Raw genomic sequence first — 24460 nt, 5'->3', positions numbered from 1 at the left:
CCGGGCCGTGTTGCGGGCAGATGTCCGGCGTGCGACCGGCCCCGCCCAGCCGGGGAATGGTCTGCTCCGTTCGGGTAGTTGCCACCTGACATGAGCGCACACGGAGTCGCCGGCCGCGCCGGCACAGTTCGCCTGGGATCCGGTCCCGGGTCCCCCACCGTCAACCGCCTGGGCTACGGCGCCATGCAGATCACCGGCGACGGGGTCTGGGGCCCGCCCGCGGACCGGGACGGGGCGATCGCCGTCCTGCGCCGGGCCGTCGAACTCGGCGTCGACTTCGTCGACACGGCGGACTCCTACGGCCCGTACGTCAGCGAGGAGCTGATCCGCGAGGCGCTGCACCCGTACGACGGCGTCACGATCGCGACCAAGGGCGGGCTGCTGCGCACCGGCCCCCGCGAGTGGCATCCGTGCGGGCGCCCTGAGTACCTCCGTCAGGAGGTCGAGATGTCGCTGCGCCGGCTCGGCCTGGAGCAGATTCCGCTCTACCAACTGCACCGCGTCGACCCGCTGGTCCCGCTCGAGGACTCCGTCGGCGAGCTCGCCGCGCTCCAGAAGGAGGGCAAGATCGCGGCCATCGGCCTCTCCGAGGTCGACGTCCCGCAGATTCAGGCCGCCCAGGCGATCGCGGAGATCGTCAGCGTGCAGAACCGCTTCAACCTCGCCGACCGCGTCCACGAGGCCGTGCTGAACCACTGCGAGGCCGCGGGGATCGCGTTCATCCCCTGGTACCCGGTCGCCACCGGCGCCCTGGCGCGTCCGGGCGGCGTCCTGGACGAGTTCGCCCGGAGCCACGGTGCGACGCCCGCTCAGCTCGCGCTGGCCTGGTTGCTGCGCCGCTCCCCGGTGATGCTCCCGATCCCGGGGACGAAGTCGGTCGCCCACCTCGAGGAGAACGTCGCCGCCGTCGACGTCACCCTCAGCGACGAGGAGTTCACCCGGCTCAGCGCCGCGGCCTGATGCCCGAGCCGACCGACGCGCCCTAACACGGACGAAGATCGTTCGGATCCAAACGGACACTTCGGACGTCCAAGGCCCATGTCGGTGGTCGAGTTCACGTACACCCTCGCGGTGCGCTTCGCGCTGCTGATGGTGCTGCTGGGCGTCGTCGGCGGCCTGAGCTACGGCGCGACCCACTGGGAGCCGCGCGTGGACGCCGGCAACTCGGAGACCCGGAACTTCCAGGACCCCTGACCGGTCTGGGCTAGGTTCGGCGCGTGGACACCCTCGCGCTGAACCTGCTGGTCGGCGCGGTCATCCTGGTCGGCCTGATCGGGGTCGTGCTCCCGGTGCTGCCGGGCGTGCTCCTGATCTGGGGCGCGGTGCTCGTCTGGGCGCTGGCCTCGGACGGCGACGGCCGGTGGGTCGTCCTCGCGCTGGTCAGCGCGGTCGCGGCCGCCTCCCAAGTGATCAAGTTCCTGATCCCGGGCCGGCAGATGCAGGCCGCCGGGATCCCCGGCCGGACGCTGCTGCTCGGCGCCGGGCTCGGCGTCGTCGGGTTCTTCGTCGTCCCCGTGGTGGGTGCGCTGGTCGGCTTCGTCCTCGGGGTCTACCTGGCTGAACGCTCCCGCCTGGGGGCGCACGACCCGGCGTGGGAGGCGACGCGGACGGCGCTGCGCGGCGCCCTGCTCTCCATCGTCATCGAGTTCGCCGCCGGCGTCGTGTGCGCCGGGATCTGGCTGGTCGGCGCGATCGCCACCGCCTGAGCCTGCGGACAAGAAAGGGTGACACCCCTTACTGCGCAGTAAGGGGTGTCACCCTTTCTTGACCGGGCGGCGGCGAATCCGCGGGCCTCGACCGATGAGTTCTGTCGGTGCGGGCCGTCAGGATCGGTGACAACCATCGATGCGGAGGAACCGATGAGCTTCGACCCGTACCTGTTCTTCACCGGCACCTGCCGGGAGGCGATGACCCGCTACCAGGAGATCTTCGGCGGCGAGCTGTCGATCATGGCGAACGGCGACGCCCCCGCGGGCGGCGAGATGCCCGGCGCGGGCCCCGACGCCGTCCTGCACGCCGGGCTGAAGATCGGCGACCGCTACCTCATGGCCTCCGACGACCCGACCGGCACCGGCGGGCCCAAGGTCGGCGTCGCGATCTGCCACACGGCTCCCGACGCCGGCGAGGCGAAGCGCATCTTCGACGCGCTCGCCGAGGGCGGCGAGGTCCAGATGCCGATGGGCGAGACGTTCTTCTCCCCCGCCTTCGGCGCCTGCCTCGACCGCTTCGGCGTCAGCTGGATGGTGATGGTGGAGCAGGCGCAGTGACACCGGCGCGTTAAACCCCGAAAGCGCAGTACGGCACCCGGATTTTGCGTCCGGAGGTGCTGTACTGCGCTTTCGGGAGTCTGCGGCGCTGGTGGGCGCGCGGACGGATCAGTCGAGTCAGTCGAGGTAGTCGCGCAGGACCTGGGAGCGCGACGGGTGACGCAGCTTCGACATCGTCTTCGACTCGATCTGGCGGATCCGCTCACGGGTGACGCCGTAGACCTTGCCGATCTCGTCGAGGGTCTTCGGCTGCCCGTCGGTGAGGCCGAAGCGCATCGAGACGACGCCGGCCTCGCGCTCGGAGAGGGTGTCGAGGACGGAATGCAGCTGCTCCTGCAGGAGCGTGAAGGAGACCGCGTCCGCGGGGACGATCGCCTCGGAGTCCTCGATCAGGTCGCCGAACTCGGAGTCGCCGTCCTCACCGAGCGGGGTGTGCAGCGAGATCGGCTCGCGGCCGTACTTCTGGACCTCGATGACCTTCTCGGGGGTCATGTCGAGTTCCTTGGCCAGCTCCTCCGGGGTGGGTTCGCGACCCAGGTCCTGGAGCATCTGGCGCTGCACGCGGGCGAGCTTGTTGATGACCTCGACCATGTGCACCGGGATACGGATGGTGCGGGCCTGGTCGGCCATCGCGCGGGTGATCGCCTGGCGGATCCACCACGTGGCGTAGGTCGAGAACTTGTAGCCCTTGGTGTAGTCGAACTTCTCGACGGCGCGGATCAGACCGAGGTTGCCCTCCTGGATCAGGTCCAGGAAGAGCATGCCGCGGCCGGTGTAGCGCTTGGCGAGTGAGACGACGAGGCGGAGGTTCGCCTCGAGCAGGTGGTTCTTCGCCCGGCGGCCGTCCTCGGCGATGATCTGCAGCTCGCGCTGCAACTTCGCGTTGAGCTTCTCCTCGCCGTTGAGCTTCTCCTCGGCGAACAGGCCGGCCTCGATGCGCTTGGCGAGCTCGACCTCCTGCTCCGCGTTGAGGAGCGGGACCTTGCCGATCTGCTTGAGGTAGTCCTTGACCGGGTCGGCCGTGGCACCGGCCTGCGCGACCTGGGCCGCGGGCTCGTCGGCGTCGTCCTCGTCGGAGATGACGAACTCTTCGGCCTCGAGCTCCTCGCCCGCGGGCTCCTCGGCCAACGGCTCGGCCGCCAGCTCGCCCTCGGCCAGCGCCTCGCCGGGCGCCCCGGCCTCGGCCTCGGTACCCGGGCCGGCCTTCTTGGTCGCCGCCTTCTTGGCGGCGGCCTTGTCGGCGGGGGCCTTGGCCGCCGCCTTCTTCGCCGGGGCCTTCTCGGCGGCCTTCTTGGCGGCCGGGGCCTTGGCTGCGGTCTTCTTCGCCGGGGCAGCCTTCGCAGGCGCCTTCTTCGCCACGCTCGCCGAAGCGGCGGTGCGCGCGGTCGCCGCGCGGGCGGCAACGGTGCGCGCAGTTCCGTCTGCGGCGGACAAAGCGGACTCAGGTGGCATGGGGGTGGCCGACACGAACTACCTTCCGACGATCGAGGCGCGTCCGGAGGGAGCGCCGGTCGAGCTTGGCGCGGTCACGTTCCGGCGCACGGCATTTTGACACGTGATCCGTGTTCGTGTCGGAGCGGGTCCTGCCGGACGGCCCCGGACACTCGCCGAACCCGGGCCGCATCCCTGTATAGCGCGCGGACGGGCGACACGCCGGGAGGCCGCTCCGGCTATTTCGTCCCGGTCTTGGCGGCTTTGCGGGCGGGAGCCTTGGGCGCCGCCTTCGTCGCCGCCGGGGCGGGGGCCGTGGATGTGACCTTCGCTGCCTTCGCGGCGGCCTTGGCCGCCTGCTTGAAGTCCCGGACCTTCACGGCGGACTCGGCGTCGACGATGTCCGCGGCGGAGCGGTAGCCGTCCAGCGCGTAGTCCCCCGCCGCCTTCTCCCAGCCCTTCGGCCGGACGCCCATCTGCTTGGCGATCAGCGCGACGAGGATCCTCGCCGTCTGCGCTCCGACGCCGGGGAGCTCCTGGAAGCGCTTGAGCAGGTCCGCGCCGTCCTTCGCCTCGGTCCAGAGGCGGGTGACGTCACCGTCGTACTTCTCGACGACGAGCGCGGCGAGCTCCTGGATGACCTTCGCCTTCGCCCCGGGGAACCGGTGGATCGCCGGCGGGGTGCTGCACAGGTTCTTGAACGCCTCCGGGTCGGCGGCGGCGATGTCGGCCGGGTCGAGCGAGCCGAACCGGGTCAGCAACTTCCAGCCACCCTTGAACGCGTCCTCGACCCGGTACTGCTGGTCGAGCTGCATCCCGATGACCACCGCCAGCGGGTACTGGTCGAGAACCGCGTCAGCCTCCGGCACACCGGCGATCTGAAATCCCATGAGCGCGATCCTGCCACGCGCAACGGCCCCGCTTCACCCGTCGGATCCGCGCTCCACCGGACGGGTGGGACCGGTGAAGCGCGGATCCGACGGGTGAAGCGGGGCCGTGCTCGTGCAGCGGGTGTTGCAGCGGGTGGAATCCGAGGTCAGGCGTCCCGGCGGGCGAAGACCGCGGTCGAGACGAGGGTGGTCGCGGCCACGAAGGCCAGGAACGTCAGGCCTCCGGCGAGCGCGCCCAGGGCGACGAGGTCGAAACCGGGCCCGTCGCCGCCGGGCAGGTTCACCATCTGCGCGCCGGCCGTGAACGGCAGGTGCGCGGCGATGTCCTCGCCGAGGCCCGACTTCGGACCGGTGAGGGCCCAGATCGCCAGCGGCTCGACCAGCGCCGGCAGCGCCACGAGGACGACGCCCGCCGCGGTCGCGCTGCGCAGCAGGGCACCGAGGCCCACACCGAGGAGCGCGGTCAGGACGACGAGGGCGACGAAGCCGGCCAGCGCCCGCTCCGTGTCCCCCGCGGTGAGCAGGCTGGTCCCGAAGCCCGAGCCGATCTCCGCGCGGCCGACCGCGAACGCGGCGCCGATCGACAGGACCGCCGTCAGGGCCGCGAACGCCCCGACCACGATCAGCTTCGCGAACAGCAGCACCCCGCGCCGCGGGACCGCGGTGAGCGTGGAGTGCATCAGGCCGTGGCGGTACTCGGTCCCGAGGGCCGCGACGCCGATCAGACCGGCGAACAGCGCCGGGAACGACAGCGGGCCGACACCGGAGGAGCCGGTCAGCAGGCTCACGATCGTCTCCGGCTCGGACAGGAACTCCTCGCCGCGCAGGATCTCGCGGGCGACGATCTCAGCCACGAGGGCGGCCGAGGCGATCGCCGCGAGCACGAGCACCCACGTCGACCGGATCGACCGGAGGCGGATCGACTCGTAGCGCAGAGCGCCGAAGAACGTACGCATGGCTCAGCCCTTCCCGGCGACGGAACCGGCGGCGGCGCCGTCGGCCTCGATGGAGTCGGAAGCGGAGTCGGCGTCGGAGCCGGCCTGCTCGAACTCGCTCACGACGTCGAAGGTCTGCGTGTCCCAGTCGGCCGCACCGCTCGAGGTCGCCTGGGCCGGGATCCGGGGCCCGCCGCTCGGGACCGCGACGACCGGCCGCGCGGTGAACTCCGACCGCGGGGCGGTGAGCTCGAGGAACGCGTCCTCCAGCGGAGCGGACCGCAGCGTCAGCTCGTGCAGGACGATGCCGTTGCGGAACGCGAGCTCGCCGATGATCGCGCGGTCGACGCCGCCGACGGCCAGCTCGGAGTTCTCGCCGCGCTCGACGTCGGCACCGACCTCGGCGAGCAGGCGGCGCAGCCGCTCGACGTGTGGGGTGCGGACCAGCACCCGGCCGGCGGTGGAGCTGCGGCCGGCGAAGACGTCCGCGGGTTCGTCGGCGATGAGGCGGCCCTGGCCGATGACCACGAGGTGGTCGGCCATCTGCGACATCTCGGCGAGCTGGTGGCTGGAGACGAAGACCGTGCGGCCCTCGGCGGCGTAGGCGCGGAGGAAGCCGCGCAACCACTGGATGCCCGCCGGGTCGAGGCCGTTGGCCGGCTCGTCGAGGATCAGGACGCGAGGGTCGCCGAGCAGCGCGGCGGCGAGGCCGAGGCGCTGCACCATGCCGAGCGAGTAGGCCCGGGGACGCTTCTTGGCGACCGTGGTCAGGCCGACCCAGTCGAGCACCTCGTCGACGCGCTTGCGACTGATGCCCTGCGAGGCGGCGAGCATGCGCAGGTGCGTGCGGGCCTTGCGCCCCGGGTGCAGGGCGCGGACGTCGGAGACGTACCCGACCTCGCGCAGTGGCTGGCGCAGCTTGCGGTAGGGCACGCCGTCGAAGAGGGTCTCGCCCTCGCCGCGGTCGAGGCCCAGCATCAGGCGGATCGTCGTGGACTTGCCGGCGCCGTTCGGGCCGAGGAAGCCGGTGACCACACCGGGACGGACATCGAAGGACAGGTCGTCGACGGCGGCCACGCCGCCGTACTTCTTGCGCAGGTTCCGCGCCTGGATCATTGCGGGGCCCTCTCTGGTCCGGTCACGCGTGGTACTGAAGTTACCTAGGGAGACAGGAGAAACCTCGGAGGCTCGCGGTACCGCGATTTGCCTGATGCGAGAACCTGTTTCCGTGAGCGTGCGCGACGAGGGCTGGCGGTTCTGGATCGACCGCGGCGGGACCTTCACCGACGTCGTCGCGCGCCGGCCCGGCGGACGGGTCGTCACGCACAAGCTGCTCTCGTCGAACCCGGAGCGGTACGCCGACGCCGCGGTGGCGGGGATCCGGTTCCTGCTCGGCCTGGGCCCCGACGAGGCGATCCCGCCCGGTGCCGTGGCCGAGGTCCGCCTCGGGACGACGGTGGCGACCAACGCGCTGCTCGAGCGCCGCGGGGCGCGCACGGCCCTGGTCGTCACCGAGGGATTCACCGACGCCCTGACGATCGGCTACCAGAACCGGCCGCACATCTTCGCGCGGAAGATCGAACGCCCGACCCCGCCCGCGGAACGCGTGATCGCCTTCGCCGAGCGGATCGCGGCGGACGGCACCGTGGTGCGCGAGCCCGACCTGGCCGCACTGCGGTCCGAGCTCGAGGCGGCCCGCGCCGACGGCGTCGAGGCCGTCGCCGTCGTGACGCTGCACGCCCCGTTGTTCCCGCAGCACGAGGCCGCGGCCGCGGAACTCGCGCGGGAGCTCGGCTTCGCCGAGGTCGCGGCCTCCGCGGAGGTCAGCCCGCTGCGCAAGCTCGTCCCGCGCGGGGACACGACCCTGCTGGATGCGTACCTGTCCCCCGGGCTGCGCCGCTACGTCGACGCCCTCGCGGCCGAGCTGCCCGGCGTCCGGTTGCTGTTCATGCGCTCGACCGGCGGGCTGACCGACTCCGCGACCGTCCGGGGCAAGGACGCCGTGCTCTCCGGCCCGGCCGGCGGCATCGTCGGCATGGCGCGGTCCTCGGCGGCGGCGGGGTTCTCGTCGGTGATCGGCTTCGACATGGGCGGGACGTCGACCGACGTCTCGCACTACGCCGGCGCGTACGAGCGGGTGGTCGAGTCCGAGGTCGCGGGGATCCGCCTGCAGGTGCCGATGCTCGACATCTCGACCGTCGCCGCCGGCGGTGGGTCGGTCCTGCGCGTCGTCGACGGGCGGTTCCGCGTCGGTCCCGAGTCGGCGGGCGCGCACCCGGGCCCGGCCTGCTACCGCCGCGGCGGCCCCGCGACCGTCACCGACGCGAACGTCGTGCTCGGCCGGATCGACCCCGCGCACTTCCCCGCCGTCTTCGGCCCCGCCGGCGACCAACCCCTCGACCCCGACGCCGCCCGCGCCGCGATCGCCGCCCTCGCCCCCGCACTGGAGATGACATCTCCAACGAAATCGGCGATGTCCGTGGAGATGTCATCTCCAGTGGAGGGCGGGGTCGAGGAACTCGCGGCCGGGTTCCTCGCGGTCGCGGTCGACAACATGGCGAACGCGATCCGCCGGATCACTGTCGCGAAGGGACGGGACCTGTCGCGATACGCGCTGGTCTCGTTCGGCGGCGCGGGCGGACAGCACGCGTGCGCGGTCGCCGACGCGCTCGGGGTGACGACGGTCCTCGTGCCCCCGCTCGCGGGCCTGCTTTCCGCCGTCGGCATCGGGCTCGCGGACCTGACGGCCCGTCGGACGCAGGCCGTCGAGCGCGCGCTGGACCCCGCCGTGGAGACGAACCTGGAGTCCCTGGCCGCCTCTCTCGCCACCGAGGCGGCCGGTGAGCTCACCGAGCACGGAGTGTCGTCCGACGGCATCCGCGTCGACCGGATCGCGCACCTGCGTTACGACGGGACCGACACCCTGATCGAGGTCCCGTTGACCGACGCCGCCACGATGACGAAGGCGTTCGTCGCGGCCCACGAGAAGACCTACGCCTTCCGCCTCGACCGCCCGCTGGTCGTCGGATCGCTGACGGTGGAGGCGATCGCCGCCGGCCCGGTGGAGATGTCATCTCCACCGCCCGCGGCCGAACCGGTGGAGATGACATCTCCAGCGACGGTGCCGCTCTACGCCGGAGGCGCCTGGCACGAGGCCCCGCTGCTGGAACGGGCCGCGGTCGTCGAGCCCGTCACCGGGCCGGCGCTGATCGTCGAGGACGGGGCGACGACCGTCGTCGAGCCGGGCTGGGCGGCGGAGTCGGTGCCGAGCGGGCACCTCGTGCTGCGCCGCACCGAACGCCGGGCGGAGCGGGTCGAGTCGCGCGACGCCACCGTCGTGCACCCGGTGCGACTGGAGATCTTCGCGAACCTGTTCGCCTCGATCGCCGAGCAGATGGGTGCGCGACTGCGCGCGACGGCGCAGTCGGTGAACATCGCCGAGCGGCTCGACTTCTCCTGCGCGGTCTTCGACGCGGCGGGTCACCTGATCGCCAACGCCCGCACATGCCGGTGCACCTCGGGTCGATGGGCGCGAGCGTCGGCGCGGTGCTCGCCAAGCACGGGTCGGCGATACGCGCGGGGGACGTGTACGTCGTCAACGACCCGTACCGGGGCGGCACGCACCTGCCGGACGTCACGGTCGTGACCCCGGTCTTCCCCGCCGACCTGGGCCCGGCGCCGGCGCCGCACGTGCCCGAGGTGCCGCTGTTCTTCGTCGCCTCCCGCGGCCACCACGCGGAGATCGGCGGGATCTCCCCCGGCTCGATGCCGGCCGACAGCCGCACCCTCGACGAGGAGGGCATCCGCTTCGACGCCGACCTGCTCGTCCGCGACGGGGAGTTCCGGGAACTGAGCATCCGTCAGCTGCTGACGTCCGGGCCGTACCCGTCCCGGAACCCGGACCTCAACCTCGCCGACCTCCGCGCCCAGGTCGCCGCCAACGCCAAGGGCGTCAGCGAGCTCGCGCGCGCAGTGCACGAGCACGGGCTCGACGTCGTCACCGCGTACATGGGGCACGTCCAGGACAACGCGGCCGACGCCGTACGCCGCGTCATCGACGCCCTCGACGACGGCGAGTACCGCTACGAGATGGACAGCGGAGCCGTCATCGCGGTGCGGGTCACCGTCGACCGCGCGGAACGGACCGCGACGCTGGACTTCACCGGCAGTTCCCCCCAGCGCGAGGACAACTTCAACGCACCGTCCTCGGTGGTGACGGCCGCCGCGCTCTACGTGTTCCGGACCCTGGTCGGCGAGGACATCCCGATCAACGACGGCTGTCTGCGCCCGCTGCGCCTGGTCATCCCGGCGGGGAGCATGCTCGCGCCGACGTACCCGGCGGCGGTCGTCGCCGGCAACGTCGAGACCTCCCAGGCGATCACCGGCGCCCTGTACGCCGCGCTCGGCGTCGCGGCCGAGGGCAGCGGGACGATGAACAACGTCAGCTTCGGCAACGCCCGGGCCCAGTACTACGAGACGGTCGCCTCGGGCTCCGGCGCGGGCCCGGACTTCGACGGCACCGACGTCGTCCAGACCCACATGACGAACTCCCGCCTCACCGACCCGGAGGTCCTCGAGGCCCGGTTCCCCGTCCTGGTCGAGGAGTTCTCGATCCGGCGCGGCAGCGGCGGCGACGGCGCCCACCGCGGCGGGAACGGTGCCGTACGCCGACTCCGGTTCACCGAGCCCGTCAGCGTCAGTCTGCTGAGCAACCACCGCCGCATCCCGCCCTACGGCCTGGCCGGGGGCGAACCGGGTGAACTCGGACGAAACACCCTCGTCCGCGCGGACGGAACCGAGGTGCCGCTGGCGGGCTGCGACCGCGTCGACGCGGGCCCGGGCGACGTGCTGATCGTCACAACTCCCGGTGGCGGTGGTTACGGCCCACGCTCCGGCGTGGCGGCCGAACGTAACGGGTAAGCAGCACCACGTTTCCGTCGTGCTTTCTGCTGCTTATCCTCGGCCAGTCCCCTCGGAAGTTGCAGGAGTTCCCCATGTCCCTCCAGCCGCGTCACGCCGTCGCCGCCCTCGCATGCGCGTTCATCGTCGGCACGGTCGGAGGCGGCATCCTCCTCGGCGGTGGCGGCGACTCCGCGAACGGGACGACGATCCCGTTCAACCCCGCCTCGGACGAGGAGACCACCACCCCGAGCCCCACCCCGAAGGCGAAGGGCAAGGGCGGCTTCACGGCCGAGGCGATCAAGGAAGGCAAGCGGATCGTCATCACCGGCACCGGCGCCGAACCCGGCGCCAAGCTCGTCGTCCAGCGCAAGGAGTCCGGCGGCTGGCAGGACTTCCCCGCCAACGCCACGGTCGCGAGCGACGGCAGCTATTCGACGTACATCATCACGTCCCGCGCCGGCACCTACCGGCTCAAGGACACCGGCTCCGACGCCACCTCCGCCCCGGTCCAGATCGACCCCTGACACCCGGCCCCTGACGCCCGGCCCCGGACACCCGACCCCGGCCGCCGCCGGCCTCGACGTGAAAAAAGGGTGACACCCCTTACTGCGCAGTAAGGGGTGTCACCCCTTTTTGACACGGGGGGTGTCCCTATGACCGACGTCAAGCGGCGGCGGGCTTGGGAGGGTTGTAGTGGGCGCCGGTCCTGAGCATGGCGTGCAGGACGTCGCAGCGGCGGCGGGCCAGGCAGATCAGGGCCGCGTTGTGCTTCTTGCCTTCGGCTCGTTTGCGGTCGTAGTAGGCCCGGGAAACGGGGTCGCGCAGGGCGGCGAAGGCGGCGAGGAACATCGCGCGCTTGAGTTGCTTGTTCCCGGCGCGAGACGGGTGCTCACCGCGGATGGAGCTGCCGGAGCGGGTGGTGACCGGGGCGAGGCCGGCGTAGGCGGCGAGGTGACCGCTGGTCGGGAAGCCCGAGGCGTCGCCGACTTCGAGCTGGATGCGGGCCGCGGTCCTGACCCCAACGCCGGGCATCGAGATCAGGACCCCGGCAAGAGGGTGGGCATCAAGGACCTTCTCGACCTGGGCCGCGATCGCCTTGCGTTGGTCCAGGACCTCGGCCAACGACTTGGCCAGTCGCGGGAGGACCTGCTGGGCGGCATCGGTGCCGGGGACGACGACGGTCTGCTCGTCGAGTGCGGCGAGCAATTCGTCGATGACCGCTGTGTTGAACCGCGGCGAGCCTTTCGTGGCGACGGAGAGCAGCTTGCGGCGCCCCGCGGTCCTCAGCCCGACCGGGCCGCCGAAGGTCATCAGCAGCGCCAGGGCGCCGGCCTGCTGGACGCGTGGGCCCAGAACCCGTTCCAGAGCAGGGTGAATCCCGCCGAGCAGACCACGGATGCGGTTGACCAGACGCGTCGCCTCGGACGCGAGATCGTCATCGAACCCGACCAGCACGTCGAGCTCCGCGAGGGCTGCTTCACCGATATCGACGCGGCGCAGGGTGTGCGGCATCGAGCGGGCAGCCTCGGCGATGACGTAGGCGTCGCGTGCGTCGGTCTTGGCCTGGCCGGGGTGCAGGTCGGCGATCCGGCGCATTGCCAATCCAGGCAGGTAGGCGACCTGGCAACCGCTGTCGCGGGCAACCGCGATCGCCAGCGCTCCGATGTTGTTCGGCTGGTCCACGACCACCAGCACTGGGCCGTGGACGAGCCGCCGCTGGAACATCGCGCGCAGCGCGGCCTCGTCCTGCGGCAGCTCCTTGTCGTGCAGCCGCTTCCCGGCGACGTCGAGCGCCACCGCGTGATGCGCACCCTTGCCGACGTCAATCCCGCAGAAGACCGCGTACTCCGGCCTCTCACTCACTGCGACCGTTCCTCTCGTCAACCGTGGCGGTCGCCGATCAGGCGTCAGCTGCCGGCACCCACGTTACGAAGAGACCACTACAAGCAGCGGCCAGGTCCCTATCAGCGGTCCACCGACGCCACCGAACCCGGTGACAACACCCCCCGGATCATCAACGACAGGGGCAGAGAGTCATGCCGGGCTCGGCGACCGCAGTCCCGCTGGTGCAGGACCGGCGAGGAAGGTAACGGGCGCGCGAGGCCGAGCGCACCGCCGCCGATCAGACGCGGGCGGCGAGGGCGCCGAGGCGCTCGAGGTCGCCGGCGAGGGCGGCGGTGCGGTCGCGATGCGGGGGCAGGGTCAACCAGATCAGCCGCTCGACGGGGACAGGCAGGCGCAGGACCCGGAACGTCTGCGTGATGCGGGTTCCGCCGCCGGGCACCGGCTCGAGGGCGAACGTCCACTCCGAGCAGTCGTTCACCAGCCGCGGACCCCGGGTCCGGAAGGCGAAGAGCCGGCCGGGTTCCCAGGCGGTGACGGTGCACGGCCGGCTCCAGCGCGACCAGCCCGCGCGATTCGCGCCGACGAAGCGCGCGCCCACCCCACCGGGTTCGGAGAGCCAGCGGGCACGGTGGCACTCGTGACTCCACTCGCCGACGCGGGTGACGTCGGTGAGCACGGCCCAGACCTGCTCCGGTGTCGCCGCGACGGTGACGGTGTTGGTGCCACCGCACGGAACCTTCCACGGCGAGTACTCCGGGGTCCACCAGCGGGCGAAGGCGCGCTTGCGGTGGGCACGGCCGAAGACGTTCAGCAGGATCCAGCGCACCGGTCCGGGGACGAGGACGAGCATCAGGTCGAACTCGTCCGGCGTCGCGCCGTCGAGGATCCAGTGCCCCTCCGTAGCCAGCTCGCCCAGCGAGCGGCCCTTCGCGATGCCCTTCTCCCAGGCGTCCCACTCCGCCTTGCTGACGGTGCGTTCGACGACCGGCATGAGCAGCTGCTCCTCCCGGTCCAGATGGGGCATCAGCACGGGGTTCAGCAGGTCGAGCGCCGCGATGACGTCCTCCCGCGCGCCCGCGTCGAGCCGGTAGGCCCGGGCGGCGGTCTCGACCGCGGCGATGCCGGGATCGAGAGCGTCGTGGTCGGACTCCATCTCGTCGAGCAACGCGGCGGCCGCCGGGTCGCGCCGGACCAGCGGGTAGAGGCCGGTCTCCTCGGCGTCGTGGTGCTTGTGCAGGAACGCCATCATCATCAGGACGTGGTCGGCGAGCGCCACGCGCTGACGGTCGTGCGGGTACGGGACGGAATCGAGCACGGCCCGGGCGCGCGGCAGGTCGCGCCGCAGCGCGTTGTGGACGATGCCCATCGTCCGCGTCTCGGCCGGGACGAAGCCGGCCGGCGGGCGGTACGGGGTCTCGGCGAGGGTGGGGGCGCCGGTCATGTCAGGAGTCTCCAGAGTGCGACGAATCGTCGAGGTCGTACAGACGGAGCACGCTCTCGGCGATCCAGGTCCGGTAGGTGTCGAGGCTCCAGCCCGCTCGTTCGGTGAGCTGGAGGAAGGCGCTGTTGCTGAACAGGGCGTGCGCGCCGTCGGCCTCGGCGTCGGTCGGAGCGCGTCCGAGCACGAGGGCCAGGGCCTGCGCCGCCGTCTCGCGCTGGTTCCGGTACGCCCAGTCGCACAGGTCGACCAGGGCGGGATCGGCCGCGGCGCCGTGCTCGAGCGCGCGCTCCAGCGGGGCGGTGCGCGGGTAGATCCCGGCGAGCAGGTCGGCGACCGCCCGGGCGCGCTCGGCGGGGCTCCCGGCGGCGAGGGCCCGGAACTCCGGACGGTCCGCCAGCGGCACCGGCTCGTCGTCGCCGACGACGCTGACGTCCAGCGCCGCCCGCAGGATCTCGGCCTTGGACCCGACCGCGGAGTACACGGTCTCGACCGAGACCCGGGCCTCCTTGGCGATGTCCCGGACCGAGGTGCGCGCCCAGCCCCGCGCGGTGAACAGCCGGGTGGCCGCGGCGATCACGTCGCGCCGGGTCTCGGCCGCCGACTCCCGCCGACGACGGGAGTCGTAGGTCCGGGTCGCGGAGTGCACGGGTGGGGTCACGGCGGGAACACTAGAACAGACCCGTATTGGATACAAGCCTGTTCCAGTCAATTTCCTCGGTCGGCCCCGGCGGCCACAATGGCGGCCGTGCGCAGCGAACCGTCCGTCCTCCACCTGGACCTGGACGCGTTCTTCGCGGCGGTCGAGCAGCGCGACAAGCCCTCCTTGCGCGGCAAGCCGGTCGTCGTCGGCGGGATCGGGCCGCGCGGGGTGGTGGCGACCGCGTCCTACGAGGCCCGCGCGTTCGGCATCGGCTCGGCGATGCCGGCGACCCAGGCCCGCGCGCTGTGCCCGAACGCGGCCTTCCTCGGCGGGCGCTTCGAGGCCTACCGCGCCGTCAGCGAGATCGTCATGGGCCTGCTGCGCGAGCTCTCCCCCGCCGTCGAGCCGCTCTCGCTCGACGAGGCGTTCGCCGACCTGGCGGTGACCGACTCCGGCTGGGACGTCGAGCGCGTCCGCACCGTCGCCGCCGACCTGAAGGCCGCGGTCCACGACGCCACCGGCCTCACCGCGTCCGTGGGGGCGGGGACGTCGAAGCTGATCGCCAAGATCGCCTCCGACCTCGACAAGCCCGACGGCCTCGTCGTCGTCGAGCCCGGCACCGAGCTCGACCTGCTGCATCCGATGCCGGTCCGCAAGCTCTGGACGGTCGGCCCCGCGACCGCCGAGCGCCTGCGCCGGGCGGGGGTGCACACGGTCGCGGACCTCGCCGCCGTCGACGAGACCGAACTCGTCGGCCTGCTCGGTCAGGCCCACGGCAAGCTGCTCGCCCGCCTGAGCCGGGGCGAGGACGACCGGCCGGTCTCACCGCACCGCGAGTCGAAGTCGGTCAGCGTCGAGGACACCTTCGAGCGCGACGTCGTCGAACGTGCCCTGCTGACCGAGAACTGCGACCGCATGGCGGCGACGGTCTCGCGCCGCCTGCGCGCGGCGTCCCTGTCCGGACGGACCGTCACGGTGAAGATCCGCCGCCACGACTTCCAGTCGCACACGCGCTCGACGACCCTGCCCGGCCCGACCGACGACGCCCGCACGATCGCCGCCACCGCACGCCGGCTGCTCGCCGAGATCGACACCTCCGACGGCATCCGGCTGCTCGGGGTCGGCGTCTCCGGCCTGGTCGACTGGGCCCAGGAGGACCTGTTCGCCGAGGACGCCGACGACGAGGTTCCCGAGCCGGCGCCGGAGCCCGCCGAGCCGGCCGTCCGGCGCTGGACGCCGGGTCAGGACGTGCGCCACGCCGTCCACGGCGACGGGTGGGTCCAGGGCAGCGGGGTCGGCCGGGTGACGGTCCGGTTCGAGACCCGCTGGACCCCGCCGGGCCGGATCCGGACGTTCGCGATCGACGACCCGGACCTCACGGAACGGCCCGCGGTGGTGCCGGAGAGCGGCGCTGCTGGGGCAGGATGAGCGCCATGCGCATCCTTGTGGTCGACGACGACCGGTCCGTGCGGGAGTCGCTGCGCCGGTCGCTGACCTTCAACGGGTACGAGGTCGACGTCGCGGCGGACGGCGAGGAGGCCCTCAGTCAGGTCGCCACGGTCCGCCCGGACGCCCTCGTGCTCGACGTGATGATGCCCCGTATGGGCGGGCTGGACGCGTGCCGCCAACTGCGGGCGGGCGGCGACGACGTCCCGATCCTCGTGCTCACCGCGCGGGACTCGGTCGAGGACCGCGTCGCCGGGCTCGACGCCGGCGCCGACGACTACCTGCCCAAGCCGTTCGCCCTCGAGGAACTGCTCGCCCGGTTGCGCGCCCTGCTCCGGCGCAGCTCCACCGCGACCGACGGTGCCGCAACCAACGCGCCGCTGGTGTTCTCCGACCTGTCGCTGAACGCGGTCACCCGCGAGGTCCGCCGGGGCGAGCACCACGTCCGACTGACTCGCACCGAGTTCGCCCTGCTCGAGCTGTTCATGCGTCACCCCCGCGAGGTTCTCAGCCGCGAGCGGATTCTCGAGGAGGTCTGGGGCTTCGACTTCCCCACGACCGCCAACTCCCTCGAGGTCTACGTCGGCTATTTGCGCCGCAAGACCGAGGCCGACGGCGGGGCCCGGCTGGTCCACACCGTGCGCGGCGTCGGGTACGTGCTGCGCGAGTCGCCCCCCTGAGGCCGGGCCTGACGATGCGTCAGAACGGCTTCTCGCCGGAGAAATCGCCGGCACCGGAGCCGGGTCACCGCCGCCACCGCCGCGCCGCGGGGCAGGCCGTCCAACGGACGTGGGGGCGGCTGACCCTCCGGGTCCGGGTCGCCGCGTTCATCTCGCTCGTCGTCGGCCTCACGGTTGCCTCGACCTCGCTCGCGGTCTGGCTCACCGCGCGCGTGCAGTACTACGACAACTTCGACGACACGCTCGTCGGCCGCGCCCGGGCGCTGCTGCAGACACCCGCCGCCGACCCGACGCAGGTCGTCCGCTTCCCCGAGGGCACGTTCGCCGCGGCCGGCACCCGGCTCGCGATCGTCTACGCCGACGGGACGCCGTTCTCCTCCAAGGGCCCCGACGACCAGCCCCCGGTCGGCCAACCCGAGATCGCGGTGGCCCTGGGAGCGTCGGACTTCTCCCTGCGCACGGCGCGGACGATCGACGGCGAGCAGTTCCGCGTCGTCGCGATCCCGTCGGAGCGGGGGTCGGAGCCCCGCACGGCGTTCGTCCTCGCCCAGACCACCCGGGACATCGACCGGACGCTGCGCTCGCTCGCCACCGCCCTGCTCGTCATCGGCGGCGTCGGGATCGGGCTCGCGGCCTACGCCGGGGTCTACGTCGCCCGGCAGGGCCTGCGCCCGGTCAGCCAGCTCACCGAGGCCGCCGAACACGTCGCCCGGACCGGCGACCTGCGGCGCATCGAGATCCACGGCAACGACGAGCTCGCCCGCCTCGGGTCGAGCTTCAACGAGATGCTGACCGCCGTCGAACGCTCGCGCGAGCTCCAGCGCCGCCTGGTCGGCGACGCCGGCCACGAGCTGCGGACCCCGCTGACCAGCCTGCGCACCAACCTCGACCTGCTGGCCCAGGCCGAGGGCCGCGCCGGCCTGTCCGACCAGGACCGCTCCGAGCTGCTCGACGACGTCCGCGCCCAGGTCGAGGAGCTCACCGGCCTGGTCGGCGACCTCGTCGAGCTCTCCCGGGACGACGTCGACCGGTTCGAGGGCCGCGAGCTCGACATGGCCGAGATCCTCGGCACGGCCGTCGAGCGGGCGCGGCGCCGCGCCCCGACGGTGGAGTTCGACGTCACGCTGCGGCCCTGGACCGTCTTCGGCGACGCCCGCGCGCTCGAGCGCGCCGTGCTGAACCTGCTGGACAACGCGGGCAAATGGAGCCCGCCGGGCGGCACGGTCACCGTCCGCCTGACCGACGGCGTCATCACCGTCGCCGACCAGGGCCCCGGCATCGCCGACGAGGACCTGCCGTTCATCTTCGACCGCTTCTACCGGGCCGAGGAGTCCCGCAACATGCCCGGCTCCGGGCTCGGCCTGGCGATCGTGCGCCAGGCGGCCGAGCGCCACGGAGGTTCCGTGACCGCGGATCGGGCCCCCGGGGGCGGGGCGCTGCTGACCTTGCGGCTGCCACACTCTTCCTCGGTGACGCACACGGAGCTTTAAGCCGACGCATAGTGAAGGTCGGCACCGTGATCACATGACACGAACAGGACCCGGGTGGGGCCGTGAGGGAGACAGGGCGACGGTGAGCGACGAACGCGGGGGGACCTTTCCGCCGAACGACCCGTACAACGACCCGCCGAGCTCGGACCCCTGGGCCTCGGGCGCGGTGTACGGGCAGTCCTCCCACGGGCAGTCCTCCCACGGGCAGTCCTACGGCCAGCCGGCCGGGACCGACGAGACCGCGGCGGGGCCCTACGGCACCCAGCCCGTCTACGGCGCGTACACGCCGCCGGCCTCGACTCCCCCGCCCCCGTCGTCGTGGGACTACGGCTACTCCCAGCCCGCGGCCCAGCCCGGCGTCCAGCCCGGCACCGACGCGAGCGGCGGCTGGCCGTCGCAGCCGGCGCCCTACGCCCCGGCCCCGGAGGCGCGCCGTCCCTACGCGGCGATGGCCGCGATCGCGGTCGTCGCGGCCCTGATCGGGGGTGCCGTCGGCGGCACGATCGCCTCCAACAACGACGGCCCGCGCCCGGCGATGAGCTCGTTGAGCACGAACGCCAACGGCGAGGTCAAGCCGGTCGCCGCCGCGCCGCAGGGCACGATCGAGCAGGTCGCGGCGAAGGTCCTGCCCAGCGTCGTCTCGATCGACGTCTTCCAGGGCGCGGGCCTCGGCTCCGGCAGTGGTGTGGTCATCAGCTCCGACGGCCTGATCCTGACCAACAACCACGTCGCCGGCCGCGGCCAGCTCTCGGTGGTGTTCTCCGACGGCCGCTCCGTGCGGGCGCGCCTGGTCAAGGCCGACCCGAGCACCGACCTCGCCGTCATCAAGGCCGAGGGCGTCACCGACGCGGTGCCGATCACCTTCGGCCGCTCCAGCGACCTGCGGGTGGGTCAGGAGGTCGTCGCGATCGGCGCGCCCCTCGGCCTGGCCGGCACCGTCACGACCGGCATCGTCAGCGCCCTGAACCGGCCGGTCATCCCCCAGGAGGGCCAGGGCGGCGACGACAGCGTCATCGACGGGATCCAGACCGACGCCCCGATCAACCCGGGCAACTCCGGCGGCGCGCTGGTCGACCTCAACGGGAACCTGATCGGCATCACGTCCGCGATCGCCTCGCTCGGCAGCGCGTTCGGCGGCCAGTCCGGCTCGATCGGCCTCGGCTTCGCGATCCCGATCGACCAGGCGAAGGTCATCGCCGAGCAACTGGCCAAGGGTCAGACCGTGAAGCACGCGCTGCTCGGCGTCCAGGTCACCAGCTCGACCGACGCGAACCAGCGCGGCGCGCTGATCCGCGCGGTCACCCCCGGCGGGGCGGCCGAGAAGGCCGGGCTGCGCAGCGGCGACGTCGTCACCCGCATGGACAGCCGGGTCATCTCCGACGAGGCCGCGCTCGTCGCGGGCGTCCGGTCCCAGCAGCCGGGCACCAAGGTCAAACTGACCTACGTCCGGGACGGGGAGACGCGCACGGCCGACGTCACGCTCGGAAGTGACTGACCGTCGCGCTCCTGGTGCCGACCTTGACCCGATGCGCCTGCTTTTTGGTCACACCCCGGGGATTCGGATGATCATTTCTGCGCCCCGGCGGGTTGAATAGAGAGCGATGCCTGCCTCCACGACACGGTCGATCCGCAGCGCCGCCGCCACCCTGGCGGCGGCGTTGCTGATCAGTGGCTGCGGCGTGTTCGGGGGCGACGACTCCGGCGGCGGACCGGGCGGCAGCGGCCCCAAGGGGGCCGCCGAGAGCTTCCTCGCCGACTGGGCCGCCGGGAAGTACCCCGAGGCGGGCCGGCGGACGACCGAGCCGACCGCCGCGTCCGGCGCGCTGACCGACATGCAGGACACCCTGCGCCTCGGCAAGCGTGAGTTCGACGCCGGCAGCCTCTCCGGCGACTGCGACAGCGCCAACGGCTGCCGGCTGCAGTTCGACGCGGCACTCGAGCTCGCCGGGCTCGGCGAGTGGCGCTACGAGTCCTCGCTGCAGGTCGTCCGCGTACAGACGGCCGCGGGCGAGAGCGAGTGGAAGGTCCGCTGGGCGCCGAGCATCCTGCACCCGCGGATGACGGAGCAGACGGCCTTCAGCCGGCTGCGCTCCCTGCCGCCGCGGGCGGCGATCCTCGACCGGAACAACACGCCTCTGGTCCGCCAGGAGCCCGTCGTGCGCGTCGGCGTGCGGGCGGGCTCGGTACCCGACGGCGCGATCGAGGACATCGCCGAGATCACCAACGTCAACGTCGACGGGTTGCGGATCCGCACGGCGCAGGCCGAGGAGGGCGACCTCGTCGAGGCGGTCGTGCTGCGCGAGGCCCAGTTCAACGCGATCCGCTCCAAGATCGAGGCGGTCAACGGCGCCGTCATCGTCCGGGACACCCTGACCCTGGCCCCGACGCGGCAGTTCGCCCGCGAGGTCCTCGGCACCGTCGGCAACGCGACCCCGAACGCGCTCGCGAACGCGGGGCCGGCGGCGAGCGACGAGGACTCGGTGGGTCTGTTCGGCCTGCAGGCGCTGTACCAGAAGCAGCTCGCCGGCCGGGCCAGCGGACGGATCGACCTCATCGACGTCGACAGCGGCGAGCCCGTCGAGACGCTCATCGAGTTCGTCGGCGTGCCCGGGACGCCGGTGCACACCACTCTCGACATGCGGATCCAGACCGCGGCCGAGCAGGCCGTCGCCCTGACCGACGAGAACTCCTCGCTGGTCGCGATCGACACGACGACCGGCAACGTCCTCGCGGTCGCGAGCGGCCCGGCCGACAAGGCCGGCGAGGACCGCGCGCTCAACGGCCAGTACGCACCGGGGACGGCGTTCAAGATGGTCGGCGCGCTCGCCCTGCTGCAGAGCGGGCTGACGCTGCGAGACCAGATCGGCTGCCCCGCGTCGGTGACGATCGAGGGCAAGAAGTTCGAGAACTACGACGGTCTCGGCAACCGTGGGCAGCTCTCGCTGGAGCAGAACTTCGCGCAGTCGTGCAACACCTCCTTCGCCCGCCGCATCGCCGACCTCGACACCGACGCGCTCGCGGACGCGGCCGAGGCGTTCGGCATCGGCGGCAACTGGGACCTGCTCGTCAACACCTTCTCCGGCGACGTCCCGCCGGCCCGCGACCGTCTCGAGCTCGCCAACGCGGCGATCGGTCAGGGCCGCGTGCTGATGAGCCCGCTCGCGATGGCCGTGGTCGCCGCCGCGATCGCCGACGGCACCCCGCGCTACCCGCGCCTCGTGCTCGACGGCAAGCCGCCGCGGACGTCGCCGCCGGCGAACCCGGCGATCGTGCCGCAGCCCGGCACGGTGCCGAGCACCTCGCCGCCGGCGCCGCCCTCCCCCTCACCGACGCCCGAGTGGTTCCCGGCCGAGGACGAGCGCCCGTCGCTCCCGCCGCTCCCCTACGCCTCGGAGCTGCGCGAGCTGCTCCAGGTCGGGGCGAGCCACGGCACCGCCAAGCCGGCCCACGTGCGCCCGACCGTCGGCGCCACCACCGGCACCGCCCTCTACGGCAGCGACACCGAGCCGGGACGCCACGCGTGGCTGGTTGGCTACAACGGGAACATCGCCTTCGCCGTCATCGTCGAGCGCGGCACCAGCGGCCCCGCGACGGCCGGCCCGCTCGCGCGGGCGTTCCTGAACGCCATCCTCTGACGGATCCTCAGAACGCCGTACGGCCGGTCAGTCCCAGTTCTGCTGCCAGAGCTTGAAGCCGCCCCGGAGCCCGGCCTCGTTGCCGACGCGGGTGTGCTCGAACGACAGGTCGCCGACGAGGTGCTTGGCGTTGCCTCCGCCGACGTAGAGCCGGTCCCACCACAGGACGGCGTGCCAGCGAGCCAGCGCGCGGTCGAAGCGGCGGGTCCAGGAGCGGTTGCCGATGGCACGGCGGGCGTGGTCGCCGAGTTGCTGGTCGTAGGTCTCGCCCCGGCGGAACGGGGCCTGCGAGAGCTCGAGCTTGGGCAGGATCCGGCCGTTGTCGAACAGGGCGGCGCCGAGACCCGTCCCGAGCGCGAGGAGAACCTCGAAGCCCTGCCCGGTCACGACCCCGAACCCGGCGAGCTCGGCGTCGTTGACGACACGGACGGGGCACCCGAACGCCTTCTGGATCGCGGTGGCCGCGTCGTAGTGGCGCCAGGCCGCGAGCAGATCGGGCCGGACGGGGGTGAACGGGCCGGCCTCGGTGACGAAGTGCGGGGTGGCGAGCACGCACCCACCGCGGATCATCCCGGGCAGGCCGACCGAGATCCGGTCGAACGTGGGCAGCTGCTCGGCGACCTCCTGCAGCGTGCTGATCAGCCGCTCCGGAGGGCACGGGTAGGGCGTGCGCACGCGCACCCGCTCGACGAGCGGGACACCCGCGCCGTCGAGCACGGTGCTCTTGAGGCCGGTCCCGCCGACGTCGAAGGTCAGGGTCCGCTCGCCGGGCGCACCCGGTCCCCCGGCGGGCTGCTCCGGATCGTCCACGTCGGAAGACGATACGCGGCCCGGCCGGGCGGAGTTCGCAGGTCAGGCCCCGGAACCCCCGAGTGGCGTCAGGCCGGCCGACAGCTCCACGAAGAGTGCGGCGTAGGTCTCCCGGACCTCGTCCAGCGTCGCGGCGTCGGCCTTGGCCAGCGTCCGGCACAGGGCGACCGCCGTGCTCCGGGCGCTCTGCAGCTCCGCGATCGCCGCGCGGTTCGGACGGGGACGGGCCAGCTCCCGGGCGATCCGGGTGCCCTGCAGGGCGATCACCTGGCCGACCAGGGTGATGGTGGAGGTGAAGTCGCCGGTGCGTTCGAGCGGGTGTTCCAGGGTCTGTGCGGGGGCGTTCATTCTCGAAAGGTAAGCCGGTACGGGCCCGTACAGGTTTCGCGCATGTTTAACCTGTGCCCACCCTCGCCGCCGACGCAGTAGCCGGCTCCCCCGATCGGCCTAACGCGCGGTCGGGAAGTGCAACGCAGCGTCCGACGCGGCACTCTCCGGCCACCGGCTCGTCACCGCCTTGGCCCGCGTGTAGAACCGGACCCCCTCGGCCCCGTGCACGTGGGTGTCGCCGAACAGCGAGTCCTTCCAGCCGCCGAAGCTGTAGAACGCCATCGGCACCGGGATCGGGACGTTGACGCCCACCATCCCGACCGAGACCTCGCGGGTGAACCGCCGGGCGGCCGCCCCGCTGCCGGTGAAGATCGCGACGCCGTTGCCGTACGGGTTCGCGTTGACCAGCGCGACGGCCTCCTCGAAGGTCGCCACCCGGACGACGGAGAGGACCGGGCCGAAGATCTCGTCGGCGTAGGCCTCGCTGCTCGGGCTGACGCCGTCGAGCAGGGTCGGACCGACCCAGAAGCCGTTCTCGTGCCCCGGAACGGTCACGGCGCGGCCGTCGACCACGACCCGGGCGTCGGTGCGCTCCACGTAGCCACGGACCCGGTCGGCGGCCTCGGCGGTCACCAGCGGGCCCATCTCGGACGTCGCGGCCCGGCCGGGGCCGACCTCGATCGCGGACGCCCGAGCCGCGAGGCGCTCGACGAGCCCGTCGGCCGCGTCGCCGACAGCGACGACGACCGAGATCGCCATGCAGCGCTGGCCGGCCGACCCGTAACCGGCGGCGGTCAGTTCGGCGGCGGCGTTGTCGAGGTCGGCGTCGGGCAGGACGACAGCGTGGTTCTTCGCCCCGCCGAGGGCCTGGACGCGCTTGCCCGCCGCGCTCGCCCGGCCGTGCACGTAGCGCGCGATCGGCGTCGAACCGACGAAGGAGACCGCCGCGACGTCCGGGTGGTCGAGCAGCGCGTCCACGGCGGTCTTGTCGCCGTGCACCACGTTGAAGACGCCCGCCGGCAGACCCGCCTCGGCGTAGAGCTTCGCGACGAGCATCGACGCCGACGGGTCCCGCTCGCTGGGTTTGAGGACGAAGGTGTTGCCGGCCGCGATCGCGATCGGGTGCATCCACAGGGGGACCATCGCCGGGAAGTTGAACGGCGTGATGCCCGCGCAGACCCCGAGCGGCTGGCGGAACGAGTACGCGTCGACGTTGGTCGAGACCTGGTCGGAGTACTCGCCCTTGAGCAGGTGCGGAATCCCGCAGGCGAACTCGACCACCTCGAGGCCGCGGGTCACCTCACCGCGCGCGTCCGCCAGGGTCTTGCCGTGCTCGTCGGTGATCGCCTCGGCGACGGCGTCGACATTGCGGTGCAGCAGCTCCCGGAACGCGAACAGGATGCGGGCCCGCGCGACCAGCGAGGTCTCACGCCAGCCGTCGGCGGCCTTGACCGCCGCCGAGACGGCCGCGTCGACCTCGCCCGGGTCCGCGAGGGCGACCTCGGCCTGGACCTCCCCCGTCGCCGGCTGGAACACCGGGCCGCGGCGGCCCGACGTGCCGGGCGTCTGGGCGCCACCGATCCAATGGCCGATCTCGCGCACCGGGCCTCCACGGGTGTTCGAAGTGGATCACCAGTATTGCCGGGCGCGTTCGTACTTAGGTCCCGCTCGGCTTGGTGTCTTTGGATGTCCGCTTTCGGGACTTTGGTCTCGTCACC

19 protein-coding genes and 3 pseudogenes are annotated in these 24460 nt (G+C 72.6%); 12 read left to right on the top strand and 10 right to left on the bottom strand.

The genetic code is table 11. The annotated features are described in order from the left end of the window. The first annotated feature begins 90 nt into the window (after positions 1-90). The 4 genes from ABD401_RS24085 (at position 91) to ABD401_RS24070 (ending at position 2267) form a co-directional block, all read left to right on the top strand. Positions 91-960 (top strand): aldo/keto reductase, encoded by an 870-nt coding sequence (locus ABD401_RS24085; protein WP_344609600.1) that lies wholly within the window; start codon positions 91-93, stop codon positions 958-960. A gap of 78 nt (positions 961-1038) precedes the next feature. Continuing rightward, positions 1039-1194, top strand: coding sequence for a hypothetical protein (locus ABD401_RS24080; protein ID WP_344609598.1), 156 nt, complete (start codon positions 1039-1041; stop codon positions 1192-1194). A 23-nt stretch (positions 1195-1217) separates the two neighbouring features. Continuing rightward, entirely contained in the window at positions 1218-1706 is a 489-nt protein-coding gene (locus ABD401_RS24075; protein ID WP_344609596.1) for a DUF456 domain-containing protein, read from the top strand. A gap of 153 nt (positions 1707-1859) precedes the next feature. Beyond that, the gene (locus ABD401_RS24070) at positions 1860-2267 is read left to right on the top strand and encodes a VOC family protein (protein ID WP_344609594.1); all 408 of its coding nucleotides are present in this window, start codon (positions 1860-1862) and stop codon (positions 2265-2267) included. A 117-nt stretch (positions 2268-2384) separates the two neighbouring features. Here ABD401_RS24070 and ABD401_RS24065 read toward each other — a convergent pair. The 4 genes and pseudogenes from ABD401_RS24065 to ABD401_RS24050 form a co-directional block, all read right to left on the bottom strand. Continuing rightward, positions 2385-3707 (bottom strand): annotated as a pseudogene (locus tag ABD401_RS24065) (RNA polymerase sigma factor); the annotation flags it as partial. Between the two features lie 230 nt (positions 3708-3937). Beyond that, on the bottom strand, positions 3938-4588 hold the full coding sequence (locus ABD401_RS24060) for an HhH-GPD-type base excision DNA repair protein (RefSeq protein ID WP_344609590.1): 651 nt from the start codon (positions 4586-4588) through the stop codon (positions 3938-3940). 146 nt (positions 4589-4734) lie between these two features. Next, on the bottom strand, positions 4735-5544 hold the full coding sequence (locus tag ABD401_RS24055; RefSeq protein WP_344609588.1) for a hypothetical protein: 810 nt from the start codon (positions 5542-5544) through the stop codon (positions 4735-4737). Between the two features lie 3 nt (positions 5545-5547). After that, on the bottom strand, positions 5548-6639 hold the full coding sequence (locus ABD401_RS24050) for an ABC transporter ATP-binding protein (RefSeq protein ID WP_344609586.1): 1092 nt from the start codon (positions 6637-6639) through the stop codon (positions 5548-5550). 94 nt (positions 6640-6733) lie between these two features. On the opposite strand from ABD401_RS24050, the pseudogene ABD401_RS25140 reads away from it, so the two are divergent. From ABD401_RS25140 to ABD401_RS24040, 3 genes and pseudogenes are all read left to right on the top strand, one after another. Further along, positions 6734-8716: pseudogene (locus ABD401_RS25140) on the top strand (hydantoinase/oxoprolinase family protein); the annotation flags it as partial. A gap of 201 nt (positions 8717-8917) precedes the next feature. Beyond that, positions 8918-10443: pseudogene (locus ABD401_RS25135) on the top strand (hydantoinase B/oxoprolinase family protein). A 74-nt stretch (positions 10444-10517) separates the two neighbouring features. Then, the gene (locus tag ABD401_RS24040) at positions 10518-10949 is read left to right on the top strand and encodes a hypothetical protein (protein WP_344609584.1); all 432 of its coding nucleotides are present in this window, start codon (positions 10518-10520) and stop codon (positions 10947-10949) included. Between the two features lie 139 nt (positions 10950-11088). On the opposite strand, the gene ABD401_RS24035 is transcribed toward ABD401_RS24040, so the two are convergent. The 3 genes from ABD401_RS24035 to ABD401_RS24025 all read right to left on the bottom strand — a co-directional run bounded on the left by ABD401_RS24035 (position 11089) and on the right by ABD401_RS24025 (position 14369). Beyond that, complete coding sequence (locus tag ABD401_RS24035; protein WP_344609582.1) at positions 11089-12288, bottom strand: IS110 family RNA-guided transposase; 1200 nt, start codon at positions 12286-12288, stop codon at positions 11089-11091. Between the two features lie 259 nt (positions 12289-12547). Further along, on the bottom strand, positions 12548-13711 hold the full coding sequence (locus ABD401_RS24030; RefSeq protein ID WP_344609580.1) for a hemerythrin domain-containing protein: 1164 nt from the start codon (positions 13709-13711) through the stop codon (positions 12548-12550). A gap of 1 nt (position 13712) precedes the next feature. Continuing rightward, a complete protein-coding gene (locus ABD401_RS24025; protein WP_344609578.1) occupies positions 13713-14369 on the bottom strand; it encodes a TetR/AcrR family transcriptional regulator in 657 nt (218 codons plus the stop codon). 78 nt (positions 14370-14447) lie between these two features. Here ABD401_RS24025 and ABD401_RS24020 point away from each other — a divergent pair, with 78 nt between their 5' ends. The 5 genes from ABD401_RS24020 (at position 14448) to ABD401_RS24000 (ending at position 21602) form a co-directional block, all read left to right on the top strand. Beyond that, a complete protein-coding gene (locus ABD401_RS24020) occupies positions 14448-15779 on the top strand; it encodes a DNA polymerase IV (protein ID WP_425566245.1) in 1332 nt (443 codons plus the stop codon). 5 nt (positions 15780-15784) lie between these two features. Further along, positions 15785-16477 (top strand): response regulator transcription factor, encoded by a 693-nt coding sequence (locus ABD401_RS24015; protein ID WP_344609574.1) that lies wholly within the window; start codon positions 15785-15787, stop codon positions 16475-16477. Between the two features lie 14 nt (positions 16478-16491). After that, complete coding sequence (locus tag ABD401_RS24010) at positions 16492-17967, top strand: sensor histidine kinase (RefSeq protein ID WP_344609573.1); 1476 nt, start codon at positions 16492-16494, stop codon at positions 17965-17967. Positions 17968-18049: 82 nt separating this feature from the next. Next, positions 18050-19462, top strand: coding sequence for a S1C family serine protease (locus ABD401_RS24005; RefSeq protein ID WP_344609571.1), 1413 nt, complete (start codon positions 18050-18052; stop codon positions 19460-19462). Positions 19463-19568: 106 nt separating this feature from the next. Further along, complete coding sequence (locus ABD401_RS24000) at positions 19569-21602, top strand: penicillin-binding transpeptidase domain-containing protein (RefSeq protein WP_344609569.1); 2034 nt, start codon at positions 19569-19571, stop codon at positions 21600-21602. A gap of 27 nt (positions 21603-21629) precedes the next feature. On the opposite strand, the gene ABD401_RS23995 is transcribed toward ABD401_RS24000, so the two are convergent. The 3 genes from ABD401_RS23995 to ABD401_RS23985 all read right to left on the bottom strand — a co-directional run bounded on the left by ABD401_RS23995 (position 21630) and on the right by ABD401_RS23985 (position 24344). Continuing rightward, entirely contained in the window at positions 21630-22412 is a 783-nt protein-coding gene (locus tag ABD401_RS23995) for an ROK family protein (RefSeq protein WP_344609567.1), read from the bottom strand. 42 nt (positions 22413-22454) lie between these two features. Further along, on the bottom strand, positions 22455-22760 hold the full coding sequence (locus ABD401_RS23990) for a hypothetical protein (protein ID WP_344609565.1): 306 nt from the start codon (positions 22758-22760) through the stop codon (positions 22455-22457). A gap of 99 nt (positions 22761-22859) precedes the next feature. Beyond that, positions 22860-24344 (bottom strand): CoA-acylating methylmalonate-semialdehyde dehydrogenase, encoded by a 1485-nt coding sequence (locus tag ABD401_RS23985; protein WP_344609563.1) that lies wholly within the window; start codon positions 24342-24344, stop codon positions 22860-22862. Positions 24345-24460: the final 116 nt, after the last annotated feature.

This window comes from Sporichthya brevicatena (assembly GCF_039525035.1).
GTDB classification, from domain to species: domain Bacteria; phylum Actinomycetota; class Actinomycetes; order Sporichthyales; family Sporichthyaceae; genus Sporichthya; species Sporichthya brevicatena.
This window is presented reverse-complemented; position numbering and strand designations above follow the sequence as displayed.